General features: G+C 60.3%; 16 protein-coding genes. 11 read left to right on the top strand and 5 right to left on the bottom strand.

The features are described from left to right. Positions 1–95 precede the first annotated feature (95 nt). The 4 genes from S4A8_RS02350 to S4A8_RS02335 all read left to right on the top strand — a co-directional run bounded on the left by S4A8_RS02350 (position 96) and on the right by S4A8_RS02335 (position 3,762). Complete coding sequence (locus S4A8_RS02350) at positions 96–1,316, top strand: tyrosine-type recombinase/integrase (protein ID WP_353218875.1); 1,221 nt, start codon at positions 96–98, stop codon at positions 1,314–1,316. 89 nt (positions 1,317–1,405) lie between these two features. Continuing rightward, a complete protein-coding gene (locus S4A8_RS02345; protein WP_353218874.1) occupies positions 1,406–1,699 on the top strand; it encodes a hypothetical protein in 294 nt (97 codons plus the stop codon). A gap of 496 nt (positions 1,700–2,195) precedes the next feature. Then, positions 2,196–2,390, top strand: coding sequence for a helix-turn-helix transcriptional regulator (locus tag S4A8_RS02340; protein WP_353218873.1), 195 nt, complete (start codon positions 2,196–2,198; stop codon positions 2,388–2,390). 574 nt (positions 2,391–2,964) lie between these two features. Beyond that, a complete protein-coding gene (locus S4A8_RS02335) occupies positions 2,965–3,762 on the top strand; it encodes a hypothetical protein (protein WP_353218872.1) in 798 nt (265 codons plus the stop codon). Positions 3,763–4,033: 271 nt separating this feature from the next. On the opposite strand, the gene S4A8_RS02330 is transcribed toward S4A8_RS02335, so the two are convergent. Continuing rightward, complete coding sequence (locus S4A8_RS02330; protein WP_353218871.1) at positions 4,034–4,765, bottom strand: type II restriction endonuclease; 732 nt, start codon at positions 4,763–4,765, stop codon at positions 4,034–4,036. Further along, positions 4,749–4,982 (bottom strand): helix-turn-helix domain-containing protein, encoded by a 234-nt coding sequence (locus S4A8_RS02325; RefSeq protein WP_353218870.1) that lies wholly within the window; start codon positions 4,980–4,982, stop codon positions 4,749–4,751. The genes S4A8_RS02330 and S4A8_RS02325 overlap by 17 nt, the downstream gene beginning before the upstream one ends. A gap of 146 nt (positions 4,983–5,128) precedes the next feature. Here S4A8_RS02325 and S4A8_RS02320 point away from each other — a divergent pair, with 146 nt between their 5' ends. The 7 genes from S4A8_RS02320 (at position 5,129) to S4A8_RS02290 (ending at position 13,175) form a co-directional block, all read left to right on the top strand. Beyond that, complete coding sequence (locus S4A8_RS02320; RefSeq protein WP_353218869.1) at positions 5,129–6,049, top strand: Dam family site-specific DNA-(adenine-N6)-methyltransferase; 921 nt, start codon at positions 5,129–5,131, stop codon at positions 6,047–6,049. A 554-nt stretch (positions 6,050–6,603) separates the two neighbouring features. After that, a complete protein-coding gene (gene ada, locus S4A8_RS02315; RefSeq protein WP_353218868.1) occupies positions 6,604–7,680 on the top strand; it encodes a bifunctional DNA-binding transcriptional regulator/O6-methylguanine-DNA methyltransferase Ada in 1,077 nt (358 codons plus the stop codon). Between the two features lie 104 nt (positions 7,681–7,784). Beyond that, positions 7,785–8,384: a GNAT family N-acetyltransferase gene (locus S4A8_RS02310; RefSeq protein WP_353218867.1), complete on the top strand. Its 600-nt coding sequence runs from the start codon at positions 7,785–7,787 to the stop codon at positions 8,382–8,384. 285 nt (positions 8,385–8,669) lie between these two features. Beyond that, positions 8,670–9,887 carry a glycine betaine/L-proline ABC transporter ATP-binding protein ProV gene (gene proV / locus S4A8_RS02305; protein ID WP_353218866.1) on the top strand — a complete coding sequence of 406 codons (1,218 nt, stop codon included), beginning with the start codon at positions 8,670–8,672 and terminating at the stop codon, positions 9,885–9,887. Beyond that, positions 9,887–10,831, top strand: coding sequence for an ABC transporter permease (locus tag S4A8_RS02300; protein ID WP_353218933.1), 945 nt, complete (start codon positions 9,887–9,889; stop codon positions 10,829–10,831). Before proV ends, S4A8_RS02300 begins: the two co-directional genes overlap by 1 nt. Positions 10,832–10,894: 63 nt before the next feature. Then, positions 10,895–11,779, top strand: coding sequence for a glycine betaine ABC transporter substrate-binding protein (locus S4A8_RS02295; protein ID WP_353178832.1), 885 nt, complete (start codon positions 10,895–10,897; stop codon positions 11,777–11,779). A 211-nt stretch (positions 11,780–11,990) separates the two neighbouring features. Continuing rightward, a complete protein-coding gene (locus S4A8_RS02290) occupies positions 11,991–13,175 on the top strand; it encodes an MFS transporter (RefSeq protein ID WP_353218865.1) in 1,185 nt (394 codons plus the stop codon). Positions 13,176–13,194: 19 nt separating this feature from the next. Here S4A8_RS02290 and S4A8_RS02285 read toward each other — a convergent pair whose 3' ends face one another. The 3 genes from S4A8_RS02285 to S4A8_RS02275 form a co-directional block, all read right to left on the bottom strand. Beyond that, entirely contained in the window at positions 13,195–14,973 is a 1,779-nt protein-coding gene (locus tag S4A8_RS02285; RefSeq protein WP_353218864.1) for an ABCB family ABC transporter ATP-binding protein/permease, read from the bottom strand. Between the two features lie 66 nt (positions 14,974–15,039). After that, positions 15,040–15,591 carry a lipocalin family protein gene (locus tag S4A8_RS02280; RefSeq protein ID WP_502950694.1) on the bottom strand — a complete coding sequence of 184 codons (552 nt, stop codon included), beginning with the start codon at positions 15,589–15,591 and terminating at the stop codon, positions 15,040–15,042. A 74-nt stretch (positions 15,592–15,665) separates the two neighbouring features. Next, the gene (locus S4A8_RS02275; RefSeq protein WP_353218862.1) at positions 15,666–18,101 is read right to left on the bottom strand and encodes an EAL domain-containing protein; all 2,436 of its coding nucleotides are present in this window, start codon (positions 18,099–18,101) and stop codon (positions 15,666–15,668) included. Positions 18,102–18,151: the final 50 nt, after the last annotated feature.

Here is an 18,151-nt window from a genome sequence, read left to right as displayed (position 1 = left end):
GCTCTGTTCCATGCAATCCACTGATCCCGTCAGATACCGTCGCATTGACGGTAGCGGCTGGCGGTATCAGGCAGACGAGGGGAGCGGATACCGTCATGGCAGGCAAGCACAAGCTGACAGATCGCCAGATCAAAACCGCCAAGCCGGGCGCGAGGCTCCCGGACGGGCGCGGGCTTTACGTTAAGGTCAACGCGAACGGCGCGAAGTATTTCCGCTTCGACTACCGCTTCGGCGGCAAGCGCAAGACGATGGCGCTGGGCGTCTACCCGGATACCACGCTTGCGAACGCGAGAGAGGCGCACCAAGCGGCCCGCACGACGCTGACCGAGGGCATCGACCCGATGGAAGCGCGCAAGGCACACAAGCGTACAGAGCGCGGCGCAGACACGTTCGAGGCGATAGCCCGCGAGTGGTACGCCGAGCAAGTGCCGAACTGGTCGGTGGCCCACGCTGACAAGCAAATCCGCCGCTTTGAGATTCACGTCTTCCCGTTCATCGGCGACATGCGGATGGATGACATCACGCCACCCGTCATGCTGGATTGCCTCAGGCGCATCGTGGATACCGGCAGGCGTGATACCGCCAAGCGTGTGAAAGGCATTTGCAGCGAGGTATTCTGCCACGCGCTAGCGTCAGGCCGCGCACAGCGCGACCCGACCCCCGACCTAAAGGGCGCACTGCCGCAGCCGGTGTCGAAAAATCACGCCAGCCTCCAAGACCCGGCCGATATCGGCGGTCTATTGCGGGCGATAGACGGTTATTACGGCAACCTCAAGACGCGATGCGTGCTCAAGCTATTGCCGATGTTGTTTCTTCGTAGCAAAGAGCTACGCGGAGCCGAATGGCGCGAGATCGACCTAGAGGCCGCAGAGTGGCGGCTACCGCTCGACAGGATGAAAGGTGGGCGAGCGCATATCGTGCCGTTGCCAGAGCAGGCGATTGCCGTGTTCCGCGAGATCGAGCCGCTAACTGGGCGAGGCCGTCTCGTGTTTCCAAATGAGCGGAGCGCAGATCGGCCCATGACCGACAACGCGCCATTAGCGGCGCTGCGACGCATGGGCTTCGGGCGAGAAGAAATGAGCGTACACGGCTTTCGCACTATCGCGAGCACGTTGCTCAATGAGCAGGGTTGGCACCCGGACGCTATTGAGCGCCAGCTAGCGCACGTCGAGGGCAACGCGGTACGGGCCGCGTACAACAAGGCCCAGCATCTACCGGAGCGCCGCCAGATGATGCAGGCATGGGCGGACTATCTGGATCGGCTCCGCGAGGGGAAGGCCGATAAGGTCGTGCCGTTACACGCCGCCGCCCGTTAGCGAATGACTAACGCGCGCTAATCCTTTGTTAACCGGCATTTGCGCGGTATAGCGTCCCTGTCTCATTCGCACGAGACGAGACACACGCAATGCAGACCACAGCCTTTCCCGGTATCGCGGGCCTGATCCATTCGCCAGAGCACGCGCAAGCGCAGCCGGCGAGCGAGCGCCAAGCTATCGTAGGCCGCGCCGACGACGTACAGCGCATCGCATCCGCTGGCATGGCCGCGCTCGGTAGCCTGCTGGCCGATGCGTCGATCACAGACGCCCGACCACAGAGCGAACAGGTACACACGGGCGACCTGCTGGCGATGCTCGCCGAACTCGAAGCCAGTGCCGCGCGGCTGGCCGAGGCGTGCCGCGTGTCACGTGACACAGGTTAGACGAGTGTGACAGCGCGCTAGCCTCCACCGATTAGATCGCACGCTCTTTTTAGACAGCGATTAGACGCGACGCGACCCCGCCCCCGGTTTGATTGAGCGTGGAGCCATACGGGGTGGATCGTTGCGTGCTATTCCGCGTTCACCCCGCCCGCCTGATTGCCTGTCTCCTTTCCCCAGAGACATAGCGAAACGAAACAAAATACTGATCCCCGCAGTCAGCCCGCTCGTCTAACTATGACTTTAGACGAGAATCGATTAGTTTTTAGCTAACAGTTTTTGCGCGCGCCTACTAACAAACTATGCGAGTATTTGAGGGTTATTAACCCCCGCAGGGTTGTTGATAATCAGTAAGTTAAAAGTAAAAATCGCCTCGTGGGAATTGTGTGGGAATGGCTTAAAAATCCGTGTTTGACACTCTTTTATTCGCTGATAAGTTGAATAACGCGGCCCAAGAAGCCGCAGGCGTTCTTTCAACAATCGAGGAGGAATCGAGAGTATGCGACTCATTCGCCGCGCCGAAGTCCGCGAGCTTGCAGGTTTCGGCAGCAATTCGAGCCTGTATCGAGCAATGGAAAGCGAGCAGCACCCATTCCCGAAACCCGTCAGCATTGGCAAGCGCGCCGTGGCATGGGTAGAGAGCGAGGTAAAACGATGGATTGACGAGAGGATCGAGTATTTCCGCGCAGCTTGAAGGCATCGCCAGCGCCAAGACTGGCCCCGGCATCGACCGGGAGACGCGCGCCGCAGCACAGCGGCATTCGCACACGGCACCACGCCGCCAATGCGAGGACGCAATCATGGATTCGTCACATGACAGTGCCGAACTCGACGGCACCCCCACCCCTTTAATCGAGAATGACGCCCCGGCGGAGGACCGCTCCGCCCGGAATCGTGAACACGGCATCCAGCCGCAGGACTGTACGAGGTTTGCGGGCTGCAACGCCCCGGTATGTCCACTCGACCCATTATGGCGACAGCGAACGCATATCGACGGCGAACGGGTTTGTCCGTGGCTTACGGAAGCATCGAAATGCGGCGGCAGAGCGCCTGTGACCCCCGGCCTGTCGACGAAACAGGCCGAAGCCGTCCAGAGGGTCTACCCCGAGGTCGCTAGCGCTCAGGCCCATATCCGCAGAGCTTTGCGCCGGAGCGCGCGACGGCCGTCACGGCTTAAGAACGCGGCCTAGCTGACCGCAGCGAAATCAATTATGCATCTCGGGCTGGGCCTTCGAAGAGGCCCAGCCTAACCAAAAAGGAGGAAAACGGTGTCAGGCAACAACACTCTGCAAGAGCCGCAAGCGATCGAGGATACGAGCCAAGCCCCGGAAGATTGGGACAGTTATATCCGCGGTTTAGACGACGACGGGCAGGAGTTCGGGGCCGAAGACTTGGACAAGCCGATTACGTTCGACGATCGAGGCCAGTCTCCGCGCACTCTACGTTCTGACACGTGGCAGGCGGAGCCGCGCGCGCCGCTGCATAACCGGCACGGCGATCCGATAGAGTTTCCCTCCCGCTCAGCAGCGGAGAGCGGGCCGGGAATTGCAGACGAGCCGGGCGATGATCCACTGGACGATGACGATGCCGACTTAGAGCCGGAAGTCTACTGCGCCCGCTTTGATGGCTACCACACGATGCTGACGCCCGGTCGTTCAAGCCCCGCGTTGGAGCTGCGCTCATCGAGACGTTATCCGACGCGGAAGGTCGAAGGCGGTAAGGTCATCTGCACCTTCGTAATCATAGAGGGGGATGACGCTAGAACTCGCGTCAATCGTTACTGGAATGCGCAGTTCGAGCGAGGCACGTCGCGCGGGATAGAGGGCGACTTTCTCATACCTAAAAAAAGCCGCGACATGCGGCGCGAGATCGATCAGGTATGTCGTGCAGAAGAAGGAAAATTACGCCCGGATCGCCTAATTCCAGCATTGAGGCGGCAGCCGAGGATTTGGATTCTCGTCGGCGGGCCGTGTGCGAGTGACGGATCGGATTACTCGCGCGTTCAGAAGGTAATAGGCGGGCCGGACATGACCCGCGACGAGGCCGAGCGCATCGCCGAGTTGTGATAGACGCCCAGCCAGCACGGCAGAGGCGCGCCTCGCGCGCGGGGGAGATAACCACCTTCCCCATAGAGGTCGCGTTCGGTTCGGCTCTGCCGTGCTCGGCTACGCTCGGCTTCGTTGAGTTGTGCTAGCAGATGCGTCCGAAACTATTGGGATGCAAAGGCTTTGAGCTAGTTGAATACCAGGATGCTAGCGCGGAGTCAGGTGCGTCGATGCCCGCTCACGTTGGCCATTCAGTGTGCCTGAGATGCTAATTTGCCGGTGATGCGGAAAACTAGCTCTTAAGCCATTGCCTGTAACCTTCCACGTGGGAAAATTTCCGGGCGCGCTCTTCGGCCGTTCGTTCATAGTGTCGCCAGTAATCCAAAAATTCATCTTCACTGCGAAATGGCCCGTTGCCTGCCTGAAAGTCTTCCAAGCACCCGTATATGCTTCCAATATTAGTAGTATTGCCCGAGCCTGCTTTGTCTCCAGCGATGCGCCACTTTTCTTGGAAGAACCACTCTACATCTTGGTATGGTCGCGGTATTTCATCTATTTCGTCTAATTTATAGACTTTATGGGTTGCTGATTTTTTTAAAGCTGATCGGGTGTAAACGTAACCAAGCACCCAGTGCTCGCTGTAATGGTTGAATGGAAAAACAATGTTCTTTGTATTGTTTCGTATAAAACTTGTGTATCCGCCTAGCGTATAGCTGAATCTGTCAGTTGGCGCGATAACATAAGTGGTTTTGACGTCGATAGCGATCTTTGCCCTGTCACAAGCGTTTCGTTGCAGGGTGAAGTCTGGGTAGTGATTTTGTTTGTCTGGCTCAATAACTTCGTACCCATATTTATCTGCGAAGTGTTTGACGAGAGGTCTTGAGAACAGCTCAAAAATAGTGCTTAGTACCTTCGTATCGCTCCCTAATGGGTATACATTTTTACCTGAGGAGATGACGCCGCATAAATCCTGATCTTTATCATAACGCTCCATTAGCTCGTCAAATTTATCCTTCGTTGACATTATCTTCCTTCGCTTGGTTATGGCGCAAGATGCGAATTAGCTCTTCTGGACAGTCGTGCAGCGCCAGACAAACATTGATAAATTCTTCGACATCTAGCCGCCGCTCGCCGCTTTCATATTTAGAGACAAACGATTGAGGTTTTCCTAGCTTGCGAGCTAGTTCTTGCTGAGTAATACCGCGGCTGAGGCGTCGCTGCTTCAACAAAACCTTGAGCACTTATTTTTCCCGCTAGTCTTGCTGCGCAAAGTTTGAAGGTGTTGCTAGAATATCCCAAAACAGGATTGAAGCTTTCGGGCGAAGCGTTTAGACTACCGCCAATTCCGTATGGCCTTGCGCACGGATATAGAAGAGAAGGCTTGCTTATGACTAACCCAGTAATAGTTCCCCCCATTAAGTCGCAAGGCATTAAGACTAAGTTGGTGCCGTGGATACGAAGCTTGGTCCCGGATGACTTCTCGGGGCGCTGGATAGAGCCTTTCATGGGCACAGGCGTAGTCGGACTGAACGTCGCGCCCAGAAACGTACTTCTATGCGACACGAATCCCCACTTGGTCGCCTTCTACAAGTCGATCCAGTCAGGAGCCATTACGCCAGCTATAGTTCGTGATTATCTTGAGCGCGAGGGTGAACAACTTCGAAGCTCTGGCGACTCCCACTACTACTTTATTCGAAAAAGATTTAACGAAAAAAAGGATCCGCTGGATTTTCTATTCCTAAACCGGGCTGGCTTTAACGGAATGATACGCTTTAATAGAAAGGGTGAATTTAATATCCCTTTCTGTAAAAAGCCAAAAAGATTCGCGCGCGCTTACGTTACGAAGATAGTCAACCAAGTGGCTGCGGCACAAGAAATTATTACGCGCAACAGCTTCGAGTTTAAATGCCAAGAGTTTTCGAATACTGTGGCTGAAGCGAGTGACGATGACATTATTTATTGCGATCCGCCTTACATTGATCGACACGTTGATTACTTCAACGCTTGGGATTCGGACAACGAAGAAGCCTTATTTAAAAGTCTAGACCAGTCGAGTGCTTCATTTATTTTGTCCACGTGGCATCATAATAAGTTCAGGTCAAATAAATATATTGATACCCACTGGGGCGTATTCAAGATTTTGACTCAAGAGCATTTTTATCACGTCGGTGGGCGCGAAAATAACCGTAATTCGATGGTCGAAGCGTTGGTAACTTCATTAGATGTGGGGGATGTGGTGTATGCATCAGAAGAGCCTGCGGAGCAGCTTCGGCTCCTTGAGGCTCGTGGCGACTACCAAACCGCCTAATCGAGACGTTAGCAGCAGCTGCTTTTAATGGTTTGATAGGTAAGTGGCGGCGTCCTTAACAAGGTGCGATCGTTGTTTTCGCAGCGTTTCGCGCGGGCGCACGTGGCGACCGCTCCTCTCATCGGTACTGAGAGACTCTTCCGAAGAACAATCTATTGGGGCGCAACGCACGGATAATCCGGAGCGGTTTGCTTGCCACTTGGCGGAAATGTATTGACGGTACCTTGAGGCGGTACTAATTATTTCTGCATTATAAAAGTCAAGCATAGACATATAGTTAGTGCCCAATTTGGTAGCACCTCCGGCCACCATTTTTCCCCTGCCCGTTGCTTGAATGTTCGGCGTTCTGATGCGTTGAATACGCCATGCGTGTTTCGCGCGTAGCCGTGCCGCCGCGATGCAATCGCTTGTAAAGCGCGTCCACCTGGTTTGCGCACTTGCCTTGGCGAGTGCCGGGCGCCGCGGTCGCGAATGACAGCGCAAGTTTCGAGACGTTTTGCAGCCGCGTTCGCGCTAGATTGGTTCGGCGTATCCAACAGCGAGGCGGAACGGGTATGAGCGAGCAGCCACACGCACACCGCTGGGCCGCCGTGCTGGCCAATGATGCCCGCGCGGACGGCGATTTCTTCTATGCGGTCAAGACCACGGGCATCTATTGCCGGCCCAGTTGCCCGTCGCGCCCCCCGCGGCGCGAGAACGTGCTTTTTTTCGACGATGCGGCCCAGGCCGAGCAGGCCGGGTTTCGTGCCTGCAAGCGTTGCCAGCCGCAGCAACGCTCGCGCGCAGCCCGCAACACCGAGCGTGTGGCCCAGGCCTGTCGCTTCATCGAGGACAGCGACAAGGCGCCATCGCTGGCCGTGTTGGCCGAGCGCGCGGGCCTGAGCCGGTTTCATTTTCAGCGTGTGTTCAAGGATGCGATCGGCATGACGCCGCGTCAGTATGCGATCGCCTGTCGCGAGCGGCGGGTGCAGACAGCGCTCGCCAGCGGCCAGGACGTGACCGAGGCCGTATTTGGCGCCGGGTACGAATCGAGCGGGCATTTCTATGCAAACGCCGATCAAGCGCTGGGCATGGCGCCGACGGCCTATCGCAATGGCGGTACCGATCAGGTGATTCGTTTCGCGCTCGGCGAAACGACGCTAGGCACCATTCTGGTGGCGGGTACAGAACGCGGTATCTGTTCAATCAGCCTGGGCGACGATCCGGAGGGGCTGATTCAGTCGCTACAAGCGCGTTTTGCCCGCGCGCAATTGATTGGCGGTGACGGCGTGTTCGAAGACTACGTCGCCACCGTGGTCGGTTTTGTCGAAGCCCCGGCACAGGCGCTCGATCTGCCGCTGGATATCCGCGGCACCGTCTTTCAGCAGCGAGTGTGGCATGCGCTGCAACGCATTCCCTGCGGGCAGACCGCCAGTTATGCCGAGATCGCAGCGCGTATCGGCGCGCCCGCGGCTGCCCGCGCGGTGGCGCGTGCCTGTGCGGGCAATACGCTGGCGATAGCGATTCCCTGTCATCGCGTCGTGCGCACCGATGGCGCGCTCTCCGGCTATCGTTGGGGCGTGGCACGAAAACGCGCCTTGCTCGATCGCGAGGCAAAGGCCGCACACAACGACGCGCATACCGACTGTTGACGGCTTCGAACCTCGCGCGCTGCTGTGCCGTGGAAGCGGGATGCGCGGCGCGCAAGCGCTGTTCTACACTCGTGTTCGAATTCGAACATGCCGGTCTGGTTCGTATGTCCGATCTGTCTTTCATGCGCGTGAGCGGCCGTGAAATCGCGCCGCATGTCGATGACCTCGCCGAGCTGCGTATTCGCGTATTTCGCGATTTTCCTTATCTCTACGACGGCGATCTCGATTACGAGCGCGACTATCTGGCGACCTATGTGAACTCAGCGCGCTCGCTGGCATTTCTCGTACACGAAGGCCAGCGGCTCGTCGGCGCGACCACGGCCTTGCCGCTGGCCGACGAGGAGCCGGCATTTCGCAAGCCGCTCGCCGATGCCGGCTTCGATGTGGCGCGGGTGTTCTATTTCGGCGAATCGCTTTTGCTGGGCGATTACCGGGGCCACGGACTCGGGCATCGCTTTTTCGACGAACGCGAAGCCTGGGCACGCCAGGCGGGCGATTTCTCCCATGCCTGTTTCTGTGCGGTGCAGCGCCCGGCCGATCATCCGCTGCGCCCGGCCGACTATCAGCCGCTGGATGCGTTCTGGCAGCGGCGCGGTTTCGTGCGCCGCGACGATATCTGTGCGACCTACCGCTGGCGCGATATCGATGGAGCACAGGAAACCGACAAGCGCCTGACCTTCTGGCTGCGCCGACTCGACGAATAATCCGGCGAGTCTGTAACCCAGCGAATCCGCCGTATTCGAGCGCCCGACGACGACCTGTTCGGTATGTTGCGGGCGCGCACCAACCAGGTGCACGGGTCATGCCGGCGCGCACATCGCATGGCGCACCCGTCGATGCCAGGGCTCGTGTGAGCGGGGCAATACCACGGCCGGCGCGCCGGGATTCGGACCCTGGTCAAGCGATAGGGTCGGGGCTGTCGCGCGACAATGGTGTGAAACTTGCGTTAGGGTAGGGCCAGCTTCGCAGGGAGCGTCGGGGGGACGCCTTTGAGCACTAAATTATCGGTAGATCACGTCTATAAGGTTTTTGGCGCGCATCCCAAACGCGCGCTCGAACGCATCGAAAAAGGACAGACCAAGGACGAGATATTCGCCGCCACCGGCATGACGGTTGGCGTGTCCGATGCCAGTTTCGATGTGGCCGAAGGCGAGATTTTCGTGGTCATGGGGCTGTCCGGCTCCGGCAAGTCCACGCTCGTGCGTATGCTCAATCGCTTGATCGAGCCGACCGCCGGCTCTATTCATATCGACGGCCAGGACATTACGCGCATGACGCGCAAGCAGTTGATTGCGTTGCGTCGCCGCGAGATCAGCATGGTGTTTCAGTCGTTTGCGCTCATGCCCCATCAAAGCGTGCTCGAAAACACCGCCTTTGGACTGGCGGTGGCGGGCGTGGACAGCGCCAAGCGCAATGAAAAAGCGCTCGCCGCGCTGGACGCCGTCGGCCTCAAGGCCAATGCGCACAGTTATCCCGACGAACTCTCGGGCGGCATGAAACAGCGGGTCGGCCTGGCCCGTGCGTTGGCGGTCGACCCCGGCATTCTGCTCATGGACGAGGCGTTTTCCGCACTCGATCCGTTGATTCGTACCGAGATGCAGGATGAATTGCTGCGCCTGCAGTCCGAGCATGCGCGCACGGTGGTGTTCATTACCCACGATCTGGACGAAGCCATGCGCGTGGGCGATCGCATTGCGATCATGCAGGGGGGCACGGTGGTCCAGGTCGGCACGCCCGAAGAGATCGTGCGCGAGCCGGCCAACGAATATGTGCGTTCCTTCTTTCGCGGTGTGGATGTCAGCCATGTGTTTACCGCCGCTGACGTCGCTCGGCGCGATCAGGTCACGGTCATGGAACGTCCGGGTGTGAGCGTGCGCGCCGCGCTCGAGCGTCTGCGCGAGCACGACGGCTCGGCCGCGGTGGTCCACGATCGCAGCCGCATGTATCAAGGCGTGGTGAGCATCGATTCGCTCATGGCCTGTATTGACGGGCTGGGCCGGCGTGACGACGGCCGTATCGAGGATGCGTTCATCGCCGAAATTCAGCCGGTGGCAGCGTATACACCGCTGACCGAACTCATGACGCAGGTGGCCGAAAGCCCTTATCCGGTGCCGGTGGTCGATGACAACGGTCGCTACAAGGGCACGATTTCACGCGCGACGCTGCTGCACACGCTCGATCGTACGGACAAGGGGGCTGCCGCATGATGAGTCTGCAAGCGGGTATCGGCGCGTTCTGGCAAACGCTCAAGGAGGCGTTCGTGATCGATCTGCCGATCGGTGAAGGTTTCACCGCGGTGGTCGATTTCATGCAGGCGCATTTCGACCTGTTTTTTACTGCGGTTGCCAATACGATCAGTTTCGTTGCCGACAATCTCACCGCGTTTTTCAACTACCTGCCGCCGCAGCTGGTATTCGGTGTGCTCGCGATCCTCGCGCTCTGGCGCGTGGGCTGGCGATTTGCCCTGTTCGTACTCGTGGGGCTGTATGTCGTGCTCGGCATGGACCTGTGGGCCGAGTCGATGGATACGCTGGGGCTGGTGATCGCGGCGACGCTGGCAGCACTCGGCGTGGGCCTGCCCCTGGGTGTTGCGATGGCAAAAAGCGAACTGCTGGCCGCCACGGTACGCCCGGTGCTCGACTTCATGCAGACGCTGCCGGCATTCGTGTATCTGATTCCGGCGGTGATCTTTTTCGGCACCGGTCGCGTGCCGGGTACGATCGCCACCGTCATCTTCTCCATGCCGCCCGCGGTGCGCATGATGAATCTGGGCATTCGTCAGGTACCGGCCGAAAACGTCGAGGCCGGGCGCGCCTTCGGCTGCAACCCGTTGCAGCTGCTGTTCAAGGTGGAATTGCCGCTGGCGCTGCCCTCGATCATGGCCGGTATCAACCAGACCATCATGCTCGCGCTGTCGATGGTGGTCATCGCGTCGATGATCGGCGCCGGCGGGCTGGGCGATCCGGTACTTGCCGGGATTCAACAGTTGCGTCTGGGCACCGGCTTCGAAGGCGGCCTCGGGGTGGTGATCCTGGCGATCATCCTCGATCGCCTGACCCAGAGCTTTGCCCAGCGCAGCCGCCAGCGCACGTCGATTGCCACCCGCTTGAAGACCTTCTTTGGGCGCGGTGAGGGCGCGGGCAGTCACTAGGGCCGGGCGCGCGCCTGGACGCGTAGCGCCGGCCAATCGATCATTCGAAGGGAGACCAAAAAGATGAAAACGCATTCATTCAAGCACTGGCTCGGCACGGCCGCGATGGCGGCCGGCCTGACCTTCGGCGCGCTGGGCAGCGCCCAGGCCGCCGACGATACGATCGAATTCGGCTGGACTGCCTGGTCGGACGCCGAGTTCGTGACCAAGCTGGCCAAGCAGGTCATCGAGGAACATACCGACTACAACGTCAAGCTCACGCTGTCGGCCATCGGCGTGCAGTATCAGGGCGTGGCCAATGGCGATCTCGACGCCATGCTCATGGCCTGGCTGCCCGATACCCATGCCGACTACATGAAACGCGTCAAGGACGATGTCGTCGATATGGGCACGATCTATGGTGGCGCCCGTTTAGGCTGGGTGGTGCCGAACTCGATTCCCGAGGATCAGCTGGCCTCGATCGAGGATCTGAAAAAAGCCGAGGTCCAGGACAAGCTTGGTGGCAAGATCCAGGGCATCGATCCCGGCGCCGGGCTGATGCAGCTGTCGAACAAGACCATCGAAGCCTACGATCTGGGCGACGACTATCGCCTGGTGTCGGCCAGTGGTGCCGCAATGACCGCCGCGCTGGCCCGTGCCGAGAAGCGCGACGAATGGATCGTGGTCACCGGCTGGACGCCGCACTGGATGTTCGGCCGTTGGGACCTGCGTTTTCTCGACGATCCGAAAGGCACGCTGGGCGAAGCGCAGCATGTCGACGTGATCGCGCGCAAGGGCTTCAAGAAAGACTATCCGGAAGTTGCCACCTTTTTGAGCAACTACAAGCTGGATCTCGACGAACTCCAGGCCGCCATGTATGAGGCCCAGGAAACGAGCTACGACGAAGCCATCCAGAAATATATCGACAGCCACGGCGACCAGATCGAAGGCTGGTTCGAACAGAGCTGATTTCGCTTCTTGGCGATGGATGTGCAAGGCCCGGCATCGCCGGGCCTTTTTTATGCGCGCTCTTATCGTATCGAGCGCCCGGCTCCGCGGATACGGTTCGAGATCGACGATAACGATATGCGTGCATGATGAAGCCTGTTAGCCTCCATCGCTCTCTTGCGATCCGGCCGCGGCGATTCTGCCCGGTTTTCGCACATTTCAGGATGATTGAATGACCGAGTCGAACCGTCGTGCTGCGCTGTTTTTCGGCGCTGCGTTTGCCTTCGTCGTGACCATGATGGGCACGACCTTGCCGACGCCGCTCTATCCCATCTATCAATCGGAACTGGGTTTTTCGCAGCTGATCATCACCGTGATCTTCGCGGCCTATGCGGTCGGTGTGATTGGCGCGCTGATCGTGACCGGCAGCTGGTCGGACCAGCTGGGGCGCCGGCCGATGCTGGCGCTGGGGCTGATCTTTTCGGCCGCCAGTGCCTGTGCCTTTCTCTGGGGCGGCGGGCTCACGGCGCTTCTGATCGGGCGCGTGCTCTCGGGTATCTCAGCCGGCATATTCACGGGCACGGCCACCGTGGCCGTGGTCGAACTCGCGCCGGCGGCGTGGGCGGGCAGCGCGACGCTGATTGCCACCGCTGCGAATATGGGCGGGCTGGGTTTCGGGCCGCTGTTCGCGGGCGTGTTGTCGCAGTATCTGCCGGCGCCGTTGCGCCTGTGTTTCATCGTGGATCTGGTGTTGATCGTACTGGCCGCTGTCGCGATTCTATGTGTGCCCGAAACAGCCCGCCGTCCGGCCCGGGTACGTCTGCGGATCCAGTCGTTGCAGGTGCCGGCACAAGTACGCGGCGTATTCATACCGGCTGCGATCGCCGGCTTTGCCGGTTTTTCCGTACTCGGTTTGTTCACCGCAATCGCGCCGGCGTTCATGGGCAAGATCCTGCACTATGAAAACCATGCCCTGACCGGCCTCGTGGTATTCGTTTTGTTCGTCGCCTCGACGCTGGGACAGATCGGTCAGGCGCGTTTGCCGCAAGCGTGGCGTTTGCCGCTGGGCTGTATCGGTCTGATCGTGGGGATCGCGCTGGTAGCGCTGGCTATCATCCTGTCGTCGCTCGCGGTGCTCGTGGCCGGCGCGATCGTGGCCGGTATCGGTCAGGGCGTGGCGTTTCGGGCGGGCATGGGGGCGGTGACCGCAGCCAGTCCGCCCGAGCGTCGCGGCGAAGTGGCGTCGACATTTTTCGTGGTGTTGTATGTCGCGATCTCGATTCCCGTCGTGGGCATCGGTGTGGCGGCCCAGACGCTGGGCCTGCGTAGTGCGGGTATCGGGTTTTCGGCCGCGGTGGCGGTACTGGCCGCGGTGGCGCTGGTCAGTCTGCTCGTTCGTCGGCGCGAATCGTACTGACCCGCAGCAAAGGGTGCGGTCAGGACGATTCACGCTGTTGTAGCCGCCACATCGCTGCGTAGTGGCCGTCGGCGGCGAGCAGCTCGGCATGCCGGCCGCGCTCGATGATCCGCCCATCGTCCATGACCACGATTTCGTCGGTATCGACCACGGTGGATAGCCGATGCGCGATCACCAGCGTGGTGTGATCGGCGGCCAGTTCGGCGAGCGCGGTGGTGATCGCCTGTTCGGCGTGGCTGTCGAGTGACGACGTGGCTTCGTCGAAGATCAGGATCGCGGGGTTCTTGAGTATTGCCCGGGCGATGGCGATACGCTGTTTTTCGCCGCCGGAGAGCTTGAGCCCGCGCTCGCCCACGAGCGTGTCCATACCGTCGGGCAGGCGTTCGATCAGCCTGTCCAGATGGGCCATGCGCGCCGCGCGAGCCACCGCCGCGGGCGGCGCATCCGGCTGACCATAGGCGATGTTGTATTCGATGGTGTCGTTGAACAGCACCGTATCCTGGGGCACGACGCCGATCGCATCGCGCAGGCTGGCCAGCGTCACATCGCGAATATCGTGGCCGTCCACGCTGATTTGCCCGCCATCGACATCGTAGAAGCGAAACAGAAGCCGTGCGAGTGTGGATTTGCCGGCACCGGACTGACCGACCACGGCCAGCTTTTTGCCGGGTTCGATGGTGAAATCGATGCCGCGCAGAATCTGGCGCTGGGCCTGGTAGCCGAACTGCACGTTCTCGAAGCGCACCTGCGGACGCGTCGCAACAAGCGTGTGTGCGTTGGGCGCGTCATCGACGCCGGCCTCGACATCGAGCAGCCGGAACATACGCGCGGTATCGGCCAGTGATTTCTTGAGTTCGCGATAAACGAAGCCGAGGAAGTTCAGGGGCACGAACAGCTGAATCATGTAGGCATTGATCATGACCAGATCGCCGAGGGTCATCTGCCCGGAGACCACGCGCGAACCGGCCAGCAGCATCATGGCGGTAATGGCGATCGCGATTACCGTGGCCTGAATGGTATTGAGCGTGCCCAGCGACAGACGCGAGCGCCGCAGCGCGGCTTCCCAGTCGCGCAGTTCGCGGTCATAGCGTTCGGCCTCGTAGCGTTCGTTGCCGAAGTATTTGACCGTTTCGTAGTTGAGCAGACTGTCGACCGCACGCGTATTCGCACGGGCGTCGAGTCGGTTGGATTCGCGCACGTGGCGGGTGCGCCATTCCGTGAGCAGGGCGGTGGCGCCGATATAGATGACAACGCTTACGAGCACGATCACGGCAAACCACGCGCTGTAGTAGAACAGCAGAATGCCGGCCACCAGCGCGATCTCGAGCAGCGTGGGAATGATGTTGAACAGCATGAAGCGCAGCAGGAAGCTGATGCCGCCAATGCCGCGTTCGATATCGCGCGACAAGCCGCCGGTGCGCCGCGACAGATGAAAATCCATGTCCAGGGCATGCAGATGCTCGAACACGGTCAGCGCAATACGCCGCATCGCGCGCTCGGTCACCCGGCCGAAGACCAGATCACGCAGCTGGCCGAACAGCACCGAGGCCAGACGCAACGCATCGTAGGCCAGCAACAGCACCACGGGCAGGCTGATGCGTGCGGTCTCGCTGGCATCCAGGGCATCGACGATATGCTTGAGTACGATCGGCAGCAGCACGGTCGCGCCCTTGGCGCCGATAAGCAGCACCAGGGCCGCTGCCACGCGCAGCCGATGTTCCCACAGATAGGGCCACAGCGCGGACAGGCGTCGCCATTCGTCGCGCGGCGCCTCGCTTTGAGTCGCGTCGTTTTTCAAATCGCTCCAGACCGTCCGGGCGGGCGCCAGCGGTGCGGCCCGGACGCGTTGTGGCTGTCGGCGGCGCTAGCCGTCGTCGCGCTGATCGAGCGGCAGCTGGGGCACCTTGCGCAGCTTGGAAATATCGTAGCCGTAGTCGGCGACTTTCTTGACCAGCGAATCGTAGGTGGCCTCGTCGATTTGCGGCGTACGCGCCATGATCCAGACATAGTCGCGCTTGTCGCGGGCGACGATCGTGGTCTGGTAATCGTCGTCGACATAGGAAATCACGTACTGCATGCGCAGCACCCAGTAGAAACGCATCGCCCAGACGGCGTTGTTGGTGCCCTCGAGTACGCTGCCGACCGGGTGCATGGTCTTGCGTTCGCCGTCGAAACCGCCCTCGCGATAGGTGAAGGTGGTGTCGATGGTGCCGGGTTCGCTCTGTTCGTAGCGTTCGATCGAGTTATAAGCGTTCTCGGTCGCACTCGGCGGGATATGGGCGATGACATACCACTTGCCCATGTAGCGATCGATATCCACCTGTTCGGCGACCGGAAAATCGGCGGGCGGCATGAGGCTGCAGGCAGCCAGCAGGCCGGGGGCGAGCAGCACGAGCAGTTGCTTGAAAATGGTCATGGGCATGTTGATATTTGCGATGATCAGGATACTACGTCGTACCCGCGGGCCGTGGATGCCCGCCGCCGCTTCGATCAGCGGGCGCGCACCACGCGTTCGCGCGTGCCGAGTGCGGAGGAGAGCATTTCGAAGGGGATCGGCCGGGCTACGTGATAGCCCTGGGCATAGTCCACGCCGATGGTGCGCAGGGCATCCAGCATGGCGCGTGTTTCCACATGCTCGGCCACGGTGAGCAGGCCCATCGCCTGGCCGACTTGATTGATCGCTTCGACGATCGAGCGCTCGACCGGATCAGTGAGGATGTTGGAGACGAGCTTGCCGTCGATCTTGATGAAGTCCGAGGGCAGGTTCTTGAGATAGGAAAACGAGCTCAGCCCGCTGCCGAAATCATCCAGCGAAAAGCGACAGCCCAGCGCCCGCAGCGAATGAATCAGCTCGCCGGCACGGCGGGTATTGGTCACCGCCGCGGTTTCGGTGATCTCGAAGACCAGCCGGTGCGGGTCCACGCTGGCGGCCTCGATCAGCCCGCGCGCATAGTCCACGAACTGTTCGTCGGTAATCGACTGGCCGGAGATATTGATGCTGTAATGCTCGATCGCGGCATGATCTTCGCCGGCCTGGGTAATGAGCTCGATCGCACGGCGCAGCACCCAGCGGTCGATACGCGGGGCGATGTTGTAACGCTCGGCGGTAATCAGAAAATTCTGGGGCGAGAGAACCGAGCCGTCGGTATCGCGAACGCGCAGCAGCAATTCCACGCCGTAACCCGGGTTTTCGCGGCGATCGATCGGCTGAATGAACTGGGCGAACAACTCGAAGCTGTCGCTGTCCAGCGCTTCGCTGATCTGCTGCATGCGTTGCATGTCGCCGTGGCGGGTGAGCGTCTCGTCGCTGTCGCCGTGGTAGACATAGACCTGATTACGGCCTTTTTCCTTGGCCAGATAGCAGGCGGTATCGGCCCGGCGTAACAGTTCGTTGGCATCGATGGCCTCGCGATCGATCGAGGCCACGCCCACACTGGCGCCCAGGCGAAAGAGCTTTTCGTCCCAGCGAAAACGAAAGCGATCGATTTCGGTGCGCAGTTCCTCGGCCTTGGCCTGCGCGTCGATAATCGACATATCGCGCATGATCAGTCCGAATTCGTCGCCGCCCAGGCGTGCGAGCGTATCGTCGTTGCGGATGCAGGTGCCCAGGCGTGCGGCGATCTGGCGCAGCATTTCGTCGCCGGCGTTATGTCCGCAGGTGTCATTGACCAGCTTGAATTGGTCGAGATCGATATAGCACAGCGCGTGGCTGTGCCTGTCGTCGACTTCGGCCAGGGCCTGATCGAGCAGTTGCTCGAAGGCGCGTCGGTTGGGCAGGTCGGTAATCAGATCGTGGTTGGCCTGATAGGCGAGCTCGCGCGAGATCTGTTGCAGCCGCGTGATGTCGTGCAACACGATCACGGTGCCGGTGATGGTGTGGGCGCTGTCACGGATCGGGGCGATCGTGACCTTGACGGTGTGGCCGGTCTGTTCGGGGGCGCGATCGTAGAGGGTGAGGTCCTCGTCGTGCTCCTGCATCGTGCCGCTGGCCAGGCATTTGTGCACCAGGCCGTTGACGGCCACGTTGCGTTCGGTGTCGACGAAATTGCAGATCTTGTCGAAATGCCGGCCCAGCGCAGCGTCCATACGTACTGCCAGCATCTGTTCGGCGCGCGGGTTGAGATAGTCCACAGCGCCGCTGGCATCGGTGGTGATCACGGCATCGCCGATCGAGGCGAGCGTGACCTGGGCGCGTTCCTTGTGTTCGTTGAGCGCCTGCTGTGTTTCGATCAGTCGGGTGCCGTCGCGGCATACGCCTTCGCTGCCGATGGCGCGACCGGCAGTATCGTCGATACGACGCGACGAGATCAAAAGCCAGGCGATTTCACCGTTGCGACGATAGACCCGGGTGGGGTGGCGATGCAGCTGTGCACTGTCGAGCAGGGTGCGCTCGTCGTCCGCATCGGCCAGCAGGTCGCGCAGAAGACGGCCTTCCAGCTCGTCGGGCCGGTAGCCGAGCATGTCGGTGACGGTATCGGTGACCCAGGTGATACGCCCATCCTGGTCGGTGTGATAAAGCACGTCCGTGACATTGCGTAACAGCCGTTGTACGCGCTGGTGGCGTACCAGCAGCTTGTCGCGGTAACGCTGTACGCGGTGTACGAGGTTTTCTACCGCATCCGCCAGGCGGCCATCGACACCGCTGAGCGCGGGCGGGCGTCGCGCGGCGTGCTGGCCGACGATATCGGACTGGTCCAGCCAGCTGATCAGCGGCGAGATCGCGTTATCACGATCCGGGTCGCTGTCGTAGAGCGCATGCCAGCACAGTACGATCACACCCAGAATCGAAATCATCGCCAGGCCACTCATGGCCAGGATTGCGATCGTGCCGGCAGCGTAGCTCAGGGTCAGCATGGCGATCTGCGCAGCGAGTACGCTGCTCAGGGCAACCACGATGACAATAAGCCGGCGGCGCGCGAGTTTCATGGCCACCGTGTCATGGACAGGCCGATACCCATATCGGCCGAAAAGTTCGG

Source organism: Salinisphaera sp. S4-8 (assembly GCF_040361235.1).
Taxonomy (GTDB): Bacteria; Pseudomonadota; Gammaproteobacteria; order Nevskiales; family Salinisphaeraceae; genus Salinisphaera.
The sequence above is the reverse complement of the archived record's forward strand: the minus strand, read 5'-3'. Positions and strand labels throughout refer to the sequence as shown.

Excerpts from the sequence above, each read along its gene's own strand:
- S4A8_RS02310 (WP_353218867.1), top strand. The coding sequence starts at position 7,785 with ATGTCCGATCTGTCTTTCATGCGCGTGAGCGGCCGTGAAATCGCGCCG.
- S4A8_RS02340 (WP_353218873.1), top strand. The coding sequence starts at position 2,196 with ATGCGACTCATTCGCCGCGCCGAAGTCCGCGAGCTTGCAGGTTTCGGC.
- S4A8_RS02350 (WP_353218875.1), top strand. The coding sequence starts at position 96 with ATGGCAGGCAAGCACAAGCTGACAGATCGCCAGATCAAAACCGCCAAG.
- S4A8_RS02320 (WP_353218869.1), top strand. The coding sequence starts at position 5,129 with ATGACTAACCCAGTAATAGTTCCCCCCATTAAGTCGCAAGGCATTAAG.
- S4A8_RS02280 (WP_502950694.1), bottom strand. The coding sequence starts at position 15,591 with ATGACCATTTTCAAGCAACTGCTCGTGCTGCTCGCCCCCGGCCTGCTG.
- S4A8_RS02290 (WP_353218865.1), top strand. The coding sequence starts at position 11,991 with ATGACCGAGTCGAACCGTCGTGCTGCGCTGTTTTTCGGCGCTGCGTTT.
- S4A8_RS02330 (WP_353218871.1), bottom strand. The coding sequence starts at position 4,765 with ATGTCAACGAAGGATAAATTTGACGAGCTAATGGAGCGTTATGATAAA.
- S4A8_RS02275 (WP_353218862.1), bottom strand. The coding sequence starts at position 18,101 with ATGAAACTCGCGCGCCGCCGGCTTATTGTCATCGTGGTTGCCCTGAGC.
- S4A8_RS02300 (WP_353218933.1), top strand. The coding sequence starts at position 9,887 with ATGAGTCTGCAAGCGGGTATCGGCGCGTTCTGGCAAACGCTCAAGGAG.
- S4A8_RS02345 (WP_353218874.1), top strand. The coding sequence starts at position 1,406 with ATGCAGACCACAGCCTTTCCCGGTATCGCGGGCCTGATCCATTCGCCA.
- ada (WP_353218868.1), top strand. The coding sequence starts at position 6,604 with ATGAGCGAGCAGCCACACGCACACCGCTGGGCCGCCGTGCTGGCCAAT.
- S4A8_RS02295 (WP_353178832.1), top strand. The coding sequence starts at position 10,895 with ATGAAAACGCATTCATTCAAGCACTGGCTCGGCACGGCCGCGATGGCG.